Genomic DNA, 10,580 nt, shown 5'->3' on the forward strand with positions numbered 1-10,580 from the left:
ATAATGCCGTGGTGCGGACGATGCAGGAGCGGCCGAGCTGGACCGGGTTGTCCGACGACACCCCGGCGCAGTGGGCACCGTGGGCGCGGCGGGTCGAGCTGTGGTTCCCCTACCTCATGCTCGGCCTGTGCGTGGCGATCCAGCCGATCTCGTCCAGCCAGCCCGCCGGGCACCAGCGCACGACGCTGGTGCTCGCGGGCGTGGCGCTGTGCTGGGTCGCGCTGACCGACACGCTGCCCCGGCTGCGCGTGCCGGACAACCAGTGGTGGCCGCTGCTCTCGCTGGCCGGGCTGCTGGCGCTGGCGAGCGTGCTGATGGCCAGGGAGACGCTGTACCTGCTGTTCCTGATCGTCGGCTTCTTCCACGCGCTGCGCCTGCGCCCGGTCTGGCTGATGCTGCTCGGCCTGCTCACCACCTCGGTGCTGATCAACAGCCTGGCCGGGGGCGGGCCGAGGGAGGCGCTGAGCGAGTCGCCCGAGGTGTTCATCCCGGTGGTGCTGGTGCAGACGCTGGCCATCGCCGGTGGCTCGCTGATGGGCGACAAGCTGATGGAGCAGAGCGCCAAGCGCCGCGAAACGCTGGAGAAGCTGGAAGCCGCGATGACCGAGAACGCCGGGCTGCACCGGCAGCTGCTCGCGCAGGCACGCGAGGCCGGGGTGCTCGACGAGCGGCAGCGGCTCAGCCGCGAGATCCACGACACCCTGGCCCAGGGCTTCACCGGCATCATCACCCAGCTCGAGGCCGCGCGGAACGAGCCTGCCGACCGCGACCGCCACCTCGACCTGGCCACCGCGCTGGCCAGGGAGAACCTCGCCGAGGCGCGGCGCGCGGTGCACGCCCTGCGGCCGGAGGCGCTGGACGCCGCGCAGCTGCCCGACGCGCTGCGCGGGGTGGCCGGGCGGTGGTCCGACCGCACCGGCGTGCCGATCGAGTTCACCACCACCGGCACGGTCCGCCCGCTGCACCCCGAGGTGGAGGCCACCCTGCTGCGGATCACCCAGGAGGCGCTGACCAATGTGGACAAGCACGCCGCCGCGGGCCGCGCCGGGCTGACGCTGTCCTACATGGAGGATCAGGTGACGCTGGACCTGCGCGACGACGGGCGCGGCTTCGACCCGGCCGGGCCGCGGCCGGACGGCTACGGGCTGAGCGGGATGCGGCAGCGCGCCGAACGGCTGGCCGGTTCGCTGCACGTGGAGTCCGAACCGGGCGCGGGCACCGCGATCTCGGTGAACCTGCCCGCCATCACCGCGGTGGAGGACCGATGATCACCCTGCTCATCACCGACGACCACCCGGTGGTCCGCGACGGCCTGCGCGGCATCTTCACCCCGGAGCACGGGTTCGAGGTGCTCGGCGAGGCCGCCGACGGCGCGGAGGCGGTCGAGCTGGCCGAGCGGCTGCGGCCCGACGTGGTGCTGATGGACCTGCGCATGCCCGGCCTGGACGGGACCGCCGCGATCACCGAGCTGGCCAGGCGCGGCAACCCGGCCAAGGTGCTGGTGCTGACCACCTACGACACCGACTCCGACGTGCTGCCCGCGATCGAAGCCGGGGCCACCGGTTACCTGCTCAAGGACTCGCCGAAGGAGGACCTGTTCCGCGGGGTGCGGGCGGCCGCGCGCGGCGAGTCGGTGCTGTCCCCGGCGGTGGCCAGCCGGATGATGGCGCAGCTGCGCGCGCCGGCCAGGGAGCCGCTGAGCGGGCGCGAACTGGAGGTGCTCGGGCTGGTCGCCCGCGGTTCGACGAACAAGGAGGCCGCGGCGAAGCTGTTCATCAGCGAGGCCACGGTCAAGACGCACCTGCTGCACGCCTACGCGAAGCTCGGGGTGAAGGACCGGGCCGCGGCGGTGGCGGTGGCCTACGAACGCGGGCTGCTCACACCACGCTGATGGTGACCGGGCGCCCCGGGTCGGCACCGCGGTGCAGGCCGGGCGGGTCCTCGGGGTCGCGCGGGAACCCGGCGGCGGCCAGTTCCTCGGTGACGTCGGCGTTCGCGGTGAGCCGCAGGTCGATCACGTCGGGTGCCTCGGTGCCCGGTTCGGCGGTCGGCCCGATGTGCTCGATGTTCTCGCCCTTGGGCCCGACGGCCGCGCGCACCCGCGCGATCACCCGCTCGGCCTGCACCGGCCAGGTGTCGTCGTGGGGCACCGGCTTGAGCGAGGGCAGCGGGCGCACCCGCCGCAGCCGGACGTTCGCCTCGTACGGCACGATCCGGTCGGCCCACAGCGCATCCACTTCGGACAGCACGATGTCCGGCGCGCCGCCGTTGTCCAGCCACACGTCGGCGACCAGGCGGCGCTGCTCGGGGCTGGCCTGTGCGGCGATCCTGGCGCGCGCGTCGGCCTCGGCCATGCCGCGCGACTCGACCAGCCGCCGCACCCGCACCTCCGGGTCCGCGTCGACCACCAGCACCAGGTGGTAGTGCGCGGCGAGGCCGTTCTCCACCAGCAGCGGCACGTCGTGCACCACGATGCCGTCGGCGGCGGCCTGGCCCATCAGCTCGGCGGTGCGCGCGCCCACCCTCGGGTGCACGATCGCGTTGAGCTTGCGCCGCGACTCGTCGTCGGCGAAGGCCTTGGCGGCCAGCGCCGGGCGGTTGAGCGAGCCGTCGTCGGTCAGCACGTCCTCGCCGAACGCGGCGACCACCTCGGCCAGGCCGTCGGTCCCCGGCTCCACCACCTCGCGCGCGATGCGGTCGGCGTCGATGACCAGCGCCCCGTGCTCGGCGAGCCGGGTCGCCACCGTCGACTTGCCCGCCCCGATCCCGCCGGTCAGCCCCACACGCAGCATGGCCGCATTCAACCAGCTCGCTCGCGGTACCACCGTGAGTGGTCGTTACCGAACCGATTTGGGTGACACGCCGCGCGACTACGCCGGATTCGCGGCCACGTTGCGTACGGTGCCGGTGATCGATCGACGGAGGGAAGATGCCCGCGAGCAAGCACGCCGGAAGGCACCGGCTCGGCACCCCGGGCCTGGTGCATTGCGTCCGGCATCGGCAGGTGGCCGAGGCACTGGTGGAGTACCGCCGCACCTGGCTGACCGCGCTGCTCGTGCCCGCCAAGCACAGCTTCGCCGGCCTGAAGCGCCGGGCGCGCGCCGCCGCGACCATCGATCGCATGTGGGCACCGGCCACTACTTGATGAAGTATGTTTCCGCGGCGGAGCCGAGGAAACGGGGACGACCATGGCGGCACGGGAGAGCGCGGCGCGGTCGGCCGCCGAGACCAGGGAGCGCTTCCTGCGCGCCGCCGTCCGCGTGCTGGCCGAGCAGGGCGTCGGCGGGCTCACCGTGCGCAACCTCGCCGAAGCCGCCGGCTCCTCCACGATCGGCGTGTACAGCCGCTTCGGCGGGCGCGCGGGAGTGCTGGACGCGCTCTACGAACGGGCCTTCGAGCAGCTGGACGCCGCCTTCGCCGCGCTGCCGCCGCGCTCGGGTGACCGCGCGCGGGACCTGCTCGACCTCGCGCTGGCGTACCGGCGGTTCGCGCTGGAGAACCCGGCCAGGTACGCGTTCATGTTCGAGCGCCCGGTGGCCGACTTCGACCCGGATCCGGCGCTGCGGCTGAGCGTGCTGCGTTCCGGGTTCACCCACGTGGTTGACCGCGCCAGCCCGCCGGGTGCCTCCGATGAGGACGCCCGGCGGTACTCCTATCTGCTGTGGACGACCATGCACGGGCTGATCAGCGTGGAGCTGACCAATGCCGCGCGCAGCCCGCTGCCCGGCTGGTTCGTCGGCCAGGACGAGGCCGCGCGCGAGCAGGTCTACCGCGAAGGCGTCCAGGCCATCACCGCCGGGCTGGACGCCCGGTTCTCGGTGTAGGCGATTCACCCGACCCGGATTCATGAATTGTTGACGTGCTGGTTACACGCGGAATATCCAGCTTTTCCGGGGCAGCTTTCCTGAGTGGCTTGCCGAGCACTTGGCCGCCGCTTGGCTGCCGCTTGACCCGCAGGTCAGCACCGTTGACGCGGTGGCCAAGGCCAACCTAAATTGACCCGGCATCACACTTTTGAGTTCATCGCCGCCACTCACGAGTGATGCTTTCGGCGGAAAATCGGCACGGACCGGCACAGCGGGTCACGTCCAGCAGGTCACCCCCCAAGCACTGGCGAACACTGAGGAATTTACGGTGAATTCGGTGAATACCCGATCGGCGGCCGGCCTCGTCCTCGCACTGGGCCCCCGCGGCTTTTCCGGCGCCCGGCTCGTCGCCGCGGCGTGCCAGGCAGGCGCGCTCGGCGTGCTGGAACTCGGGGCGCGGGCCCGCGAAGAACTCGACCGCGTGGCCGAATGGACCTCGCGCGAGTTCGGCGTGCGCCCGGTCGCCGGGTGCGGCCTGCGGCCGGCAGATCTGCCCGAGCGGGCCCGCACGGTGGTGATCGGCGCGGATTCGCCTTGGGAGATGGGGGAAATCCCCAGTGGTCTCCAGGTACTGGCCGAGGTGACCAGCCTCGGTGAGGCCGAGCGGGCGATCGCGGCCGGGGCACACGGGCTGATCGCCCGCGGCCACGAATGCGGTGGCCCGGTCGGCGAACTGAGCACCTTCGTCCTGCTGCAGCGGCTGGTCGCGGCGACGGACCTGCCGGTGTGGGCCTGCGGTGGCATCGGCCCGCGCACCGCGGTCGCGGCGATGGTGGGTGGCGCGGCCGGGGTGGTGCTCGATTCCCAGCTCGCCCTGCTGCCCGAAACCGGATTGCCCGCCGGAATCGCCGCGGCGGTGCGGGGAATGGACGGTTCGGAGACCACCGTGGCCGACGGCCGCCGCGTGCTCAACCGCGGTGGGCACACCCTGGAAATCGGCCAGGACGGATTTCTGGCGAAAAAGTTCGCGGATCGCTGGGGCACCACACGCGCCGCGATTCGCGGAATTCGCGAAGCCGTGAAAAGTGTAAAAGTCGAGTACGACGCGAAATTGCCGATCGCGCAGGGACCGATGACCCGGGTGAGCGATCGCGCCGGTTTTGCCGTTTCCGTCGCCGAAGCCGGCGCACTGCCGTTCGTCGCGCTCGCGCTGTCCGGCCGCGACCAAACCCGCGAACTGCTGGAACAGACCAAGGCCGCGATCGGCGACCGGCCGTGGGGCGTCGGCGTGCTCGGATTCGCGCCGGAGGAGACGCGCTCCGCGCAGCTCGAAGCCGTGCGTGAGCTGCGGCCGACACACGCGATCGTGGCCGGTGGCCGTCCCGCGCAGGCGAGCGCGCTGGAGGCCGACGGCATCCGCACCTACCTGCACGTGCCCTCCCCCGGCCTGCTGGCCCAGTTCCTGCGCTCGGGCGCGCGCCGGTTCGTCTTCGAGGGCTCCGAATGCGGTGGTCACGTGGGGCCGCGCACCAGCTTCCCGCTGTGGGAGGCGCAGTTGGACACCCTGCTGGAGGCCGGTGACCTGGACGGCGTCGAGGTCTACTTCGCCGGCGGCATCCACGACGAGCGCTCGGCGGCGATGGTGGCCGCGATGGCCGCGCCGCTGACCGCCCGCGGCGCGAAGTTCGGCGTGCTGATGGGCACCGCGTACCTGTTCACCGAGGAGGCCGTCGGCCACGGCGCGATCCTGCCCGCGTTCCAGCGCGAGGTGGTCGCCGCGACCGGCACCGCGCTGCTGGAAACCGCGCCGGGCCACGCCACGCGCTGCGTGCGCAGCCCGTTCACCGAGGACTTCACCGGCATCCGCGACCGGCTGCGTGCCGAAGGCGTGCCGGACAAGCAGGCGTGGGCCGAGCTGGAGCAGCTCAACGTCGGCAGGCTCCGCCTGGCCAGCAAGGGCATCGAGCGCGTCGGCGCCGAGCTGCGCGAGGTCGGCGAAGACCGCCAGCTCGCCGAGGGCATGTTCATGGCCGGTGAAGTCGCGGTGCTCCGGTCGTCGGTGACCACGCTCGCGCGACTGCACGAGTCCGTGAGTTCGGGCGCGGCGGACTTCCTGGCCGAGAGCGCGGGGCGGTTGCGTGGTGAGGACGCCCCGAAGCCCGCGGCCAAGCCGCTGGACGTGGCGATCGTCGGCATGGCGGGCATGTTCCCCGGTGCCGCCGATCTCGCCGAGTTCTGGGCGAACGTGCTGAGCGGCACCGACTCGGTCACCGAGGTGCCGCCGCACCGCTGGGATCCCGCGGTGCACTACGAATCCGGCGCCAGCAAGTCCAAATGGGGCGGTTTCCTGCCCGAGATCCCGTTCGACCCGCTGCGGTACGGCATTCCGCCCGCGTCGCTGGGCAGCATCGAGCCGGTGCAGCTGCTCGCGCTGGAAGCCGCGCGGCGCGCGCTGGACGACGCCGCGCTCGGCTCGTTCGACCGCACCCGCACCTCGGTGGTCTTCGGCGCCGAGGCGGGCAGCGACCTGTCCAACGCGGCCACCCTCGGCGCGGTCCTGCCGTCCTATGTGGACCAGGTGCCGCCCGCGCTGGCCGGTCAGCTGCCGGAGCTGACCGAGGACTCCTTCCCCGGCATGCTGGCGAACGTGATCGCCGGTCGCATCGCGAACCGGCTCGACCTCGGCGGCGCGAACTACACCGTCGACGCCGCGTGCGCCTCCTCCCTCGCCGCGCTCGACGTGGCGTGCAAGGAACTGGTCGCGGGCACCAGCGACGTGGTGCTGTGCGGTGGCGCCGACCTGCACAACGGGATCAACGACTACGTGCTGTTCTCCTCGGTGCACGCGCTCTCGCCGACCGGCCGGTCCCGCACCTTCGACGACTCCGCCGACGGCATCGCGCTCGGTGAGGGCGTGGCCTGCCTGGTCCTCAAGCGACTGTCCGATGCGGAACGTGACGGCGACCGGATCTACGCCGTGGTCAAGGGGGTGGGCAGCGCCAGCGACGGGCGGTCGCTCGGGCTGACCGCGCCCCGGCCGGAGGGCCAGCGCGCGGCGCTGGAGCGCGCGTACACCTCGGCGGGCATCTCCCCGGCGGCGGTCGGGCTGGTCGAGGCACACGGCACCGGGACCGTGGTCGGTGACCGCACCGAGCTGACCACGCTGACCAGCGTGTTCACCGAGGCGGGCGCCGAGCCGTCGAGCTGCGCGCTCGGCTCGGTGAAGTCGCAGATCGGGCACACCAAGTGCGCGGCGGGGCTGGCCGGGCTGATCAAGGCGGCACTGGCGCTGCACACCGGGGTCAAGCCGCCGACGCTGCACGTGACCAAGCCGAACGCGGCGTGGCAGGCGGAAACCAGCCCGTTCGAGTTCCACGCTTCGCCGAGCCCGTGGGCCTCATCCGAGCGGATCGCCGGGGTCAGCGCGTTCGGCTTCGGTGGCACCAACTTCCACGCGGTGCTGACCGCGCACCACGACGGCCCGCCGCCACGGCACACCCTGGACGCCTGGCCGGCCGAGCTGTTCCTGTTCCGCGATCCCGCCGACGCGGAAAAGCTGCTGGAGCAGGCGCGGTCCGGGCGCTGGCGGCTGCGGGACCTCGCGCTCGTCGCGGCGCGCCGGTCGGACACGCGCCCCGGGCCGGTCCGGATCGCCGTGGTCGCGAGCAGCGTCGGTGAGCTGATCTCGCGGCTGAGCGAGCCCGCGCCCGAACCGCCGGTCACCGGGGAGGTGGCGTTCCTGTTCCCCGGGCAGGGCAGCCAGAAGCCCGGCATGCTCGCCGAACTCTTCGTCCACTTCCCGGAACTGCACCGGTACCTCCGTCTCGGCGAGCGGTGGCTGCGGGAGTTGTTCCCGCCCGCGGACTTCGACCGCGACGCGGCCGCCGCCCGCAAGGCCGCGATCACCGACACCCGGGTCGCGCAGCCCGTGCTGGGCATCGCCGGGCTCGCGGTCGCCGAGCTGCTGGCCCAGGCGGGCGTCCGGCCCGCGATGACCGCCGGGCACAGCTACGGCGAGCTGGTCGCGCTCAGCGTCGCGGGCGCCATCGATCCGGCGACCCTGCTGGAGCTGTCCGCCGCCCGCGCCGAGTCGATCCTGGCCGCGGCCGGGGACGATCCCGGCACGATGGCGGCCGTGTCCGCCGGTGCCGACGAGGTCGACGCCGCGCTCGCCGGGCTCGGCACGGTGGTCACCGCGAACCGGAATTCCCCGGCGCAGACGGTCATTTCCGGGCCGACGGCCGAAGTGGGCAAAGCCATCACGATCCTGCGCGAGGCCGGGTTCAGCGCGAAGCGCATCCCGGTCGCGTGTGCCTTCCACAGCCCGGTGGTGGCCGGCGCGGAAAGCCGGTTCGCCGAAGTACTGGCGCAGCACCAGATCGGCGCGCCCACCCGGCCGGTGTGGTCGAACCGCACGGCGAGCGAGTACCCGGCGCGGCCGGACGCGATCCGCGCCGAACTGGCCGCGCAGATCGGCGCGCCGGTGCGGTTCGCCGAGCAGATCGAGGCGATGTACGCGGCGGGCGCCAGGATCTTCGTCGAAGCGGGGCCCGGCTCGGTGCTCACCAAGCTGACCGCGGCCGTGCTCGGCGACCGTCCACATCAGACGGTAACCTGCGACGGCGGGTTGCGAGGCTTCCTCGAAGCACTGGCCAAGCTCGCGCTCGCCGGGGCGGACGTCACCGCGAGCCACCTGTTCGACGGCCGTGAAGCGGTGACCGAGCCGCCCGTGAAGCGTCCTGGGTGGACGGTCGACGGGCAGCTGGTGCGGACCGCCGACGGCAGCATCCCGGCGGGCGCCCTGCGGCCCGCCACCCGAGTCCAGCTAACCAGCAAGGAGACGTCAGTGACCGGACCGGACGCGCTCATCGCCGAATTCCTGCGCAGCAGCCGCGAAATGGTCGCGGCGCAGCGTGACGTGCTGCTCGGGTACCTCGGCACGCAGCAGGGCGTGCCCGCCCTGCCCGCGCCGGTGCTCCCGGTCCCGGAACCGGTTCAGGTCGCCGCCGTTCCCCAGGTCCAGGCCGCACCCGAACCCGCGCCCGCCGGTGAGGTGGACGTGATGCGGGCCGTCGTCGAGATCATCGGCGACCGCACTGGTTACCCGGCCGACATGATCGAGCCGGAGCTGGACCTGGAAGCCGATCTGAGCGTGGACTCGATCAAGCGGGCCGAGATCGCCGGTGAACTGGCGGTGCGCCTCGGCCTGAACTCCGGATCCGACGAGGAACTGGAGGAGCTGTCCAAGGCGCGGACGGCGGCCGCCATCGCCGGACTGCTCGAAGCCAAGCTGTCCGGGAACAGCACCCCCGCCACGGAATCGACACCCGAACCGGAACCCGAAGGCGGCGTCGCGCCCAAGCGGTTCGAACTCGTGCCCGCCGCACTGAACGGCACCCCGGCGGCCCCGGAAAGGCTGGCGGGCCGGTCCTTTCGTGTCCTCGGCGGTGGCGCCCACGCCGACCGCCTGACCGCACTGCTCACCAAGAGCGGCGCCGAACCCGCTGACTCCACTGTGGACCTACTGGTTCACCTCGATGCGTTCACCGGCGTGGATCCCCTGTTCCCCGAAGCCTTCGCCACCTTCCGTGAAGCACTTGCCGGGCAGCCGGGCACGCTGATCACCGGAGTCCCCGCCGGGCTGACCGAGCGCACCGACGGCCTGCGCGGCTTCTTCCGCACCCTGGCCCGCGAGTATCCGGAGAGCACGATCCGGCTGGTCGAGATCGACGGTGAGGACCCGGCCGAGGCGGTCCTGCGCGAACTGCTCACCGATGAGGGCGCGCCGGTGGTGCTGCGCTCGGCGGAGGCGCGGCAGTCGCTCGAACTGGTGGAAACCCCGCTGGGCCTGCTCGGCTCCACCGGCGCCGGGCCCGCCGGGGACGGTGCCGCCGAGGCCGCCGCGCTCGGGCTGGACGCCGACTCCGTGGTGCTGCTCGTCGGCGGTGGCCGGGGCATCACCGCGCACTTCGCCGAAACGCTCGCCGCGGCAAGCCGGTGCCGGATCGAGCTCGTCGGCCGCACGGTGCTGCCCACCGCGCCGGAGGACCCGGCGACCGCGGGCGCGGTCACACTCGCCGAGTTGCGGGGCGCGCTCGCCGCACCGGGCCGCACCCCGGCCGAGATCGACCGCGAGGCCAACCGCCTGCTCGCCCAGCGCGAAGTCGCCGCCACCCTGGCGAAACTGGCCGAACTGGGCAGCCCCGCCCGCTACCACGCGCTCGACGTCCGCGACGCCGAAGCCGTGCACCGGCTGGTCAAGGAGGTCCACACCGAGCACGGCAGGCTCGACGGGCTGGTCTACGCGGCGGGCGTGATCGAGGACAAGCTGCTCGCCGAGAAGGACCCGGAGTCCTTCCGCCGGGTCTTCGACACCAAAGTGGACGGTGCGAAGGCGCTGCTGGCGGCCGGGACCGAACTGCCGGTGGCGCCGCGGTTCGCGGTGTTGTTCGGCAGCATCGCCGCCGTGCTCGGCAACCGCGGCCAGTGCGACTACGCGGCGGCGAACGACGCGCTCGAAGCCATCGGCCGCCGGTGGTCCACTTCGGAGCGCCGCGCGCTGACCGTCCACTGGGGACCGTGGGCACCCGGCGGCAGGCACGGCGGCATGGTCTCCCCCGAGCTGATGCGTTCCTACCAGCGGCGCGGGATCGGGCTGATCGACCAGGAAGAGGGCGCGCTCGCCCTGCTGCGGGAACTGGCCTGGGGCGAGGATTCGGCGCGGTCCGTGGTCTACAGCGCCTCCGGGTGGTGAGCGACGTGACGCCCGTGGCC

The 10,580-nt window shown here is 72.9% G+C and carries 5 protein-coding genes and 1 pseudogene; 5 read left to right on the forward strand and 1 reads right to left on the reverse strand.

All coding sequences use genetic code 11. The features are described 5' to 3' along the window. Nucleotides 1-20: 20 nt before the first annotated feature. Both A4R43_RS14855 and A4R43_RS14860 read left to right on the forward strand, forming a co-directional pair. Nucleotides 21-1,268 (forward strand): sensor histidine kinase, encoded by a 1,248-nt coding sequence (locus A4R43_RS14855; protein WP_113697605.1) that lies wholly within the window; start codon nucleotides 21-23, stop codon nucleotides 1,266-1,268. Continuing rightward, on the forward strand, nucleotides 1,265-1,891 hold the full coding sequence (locus A4R43_RS14860) for a response regulator (RefSeq protein ID WP_113692877.1): 627 nt from the start codon (nucleotides 1,265-1,267) through the stop codon (nucleotides 1,889-1,891). Before A4R43_RS14855 ends, A4R43_RS14860 begins: the two co-directional genes overlap by 4 nt. On the opposite strand, the pseudogene coaE reads toward A4R43_RS14860, so the two are convergent. Further along, a pseudogene (gene coaE, locus A4R43_RS14865) lies at nucleotides 1,884-2,792 on the reverse strand (dephospho-CoA kinase); the annotation flags it as partial. The gene A4R43_RS14860 and the pseudogene coaE sit on opposite strands and share 8 nt — an antisense overlap. A gap of 137 nt (nucleotides 2,793-2,929) precedes the next feature. On the opposite strand from coaE, the gene A4R43_RS14870 reads away from it, so the two are divergent. The 3 genes from A4R43_RS14870 to A4R43_RS14880 all read left to right on the forward strand — a co-directional run bounded on the left by A4R43_RS14870 (nucleotide 2,930) and on the right by A4R43_RS14880 (nucleotide 10,560). Further along, nucleotides 2,930-3,145, forward strand: a complete 216-nt coding sequence (locus A4R43_RS14870; protein WP_113692879.1) for a hypothetical protein — start codon at nucleotides 2,930-2,932, stop codon at nucleotides 3,143-3,145. A gap of 43 nt (nucleotides 3,146-3,188) precedes the next feature. Continuing rightward, the gene (locus A4R43_RS14875) at nucleotides 3,189-3,824 is read left to right on the forward strand and encodes a TetR/AcrR family transcriptional regulator (protein ID WP_113692880.1); all 636 of its coding nucleotides are present in this window, start codon (nucleotides 3,189-3,191) and stop codon (nucleotides 3,822-3,824) included. 319 nt (nucleotides 3,825-4,143) lie between these two features. Further along, a complete protein-coding gene (locus A4R43_RS14880) occupies nucleotides 4,144-10,560 on the forward strand; it encodes a type I polyketide synthase (protein ID WP_236809009.1) in 6,417 nt (2,138 codons plus the stop codon). Nucleotides 10,561-10,580: the final 20 nt, after the last annotated feature.

The sequence above is a fragment of the Amycolatopsis albispora genome (assembly GCF_003312875.1).
Taxonomy (GTDB): domain Bacteria; phylum Actinomycetota; class Actinomycetes; order Mycobacteriales; family Pseudonocardiaceae; genus Amycolatopsis; species Amycolatopsis albispora.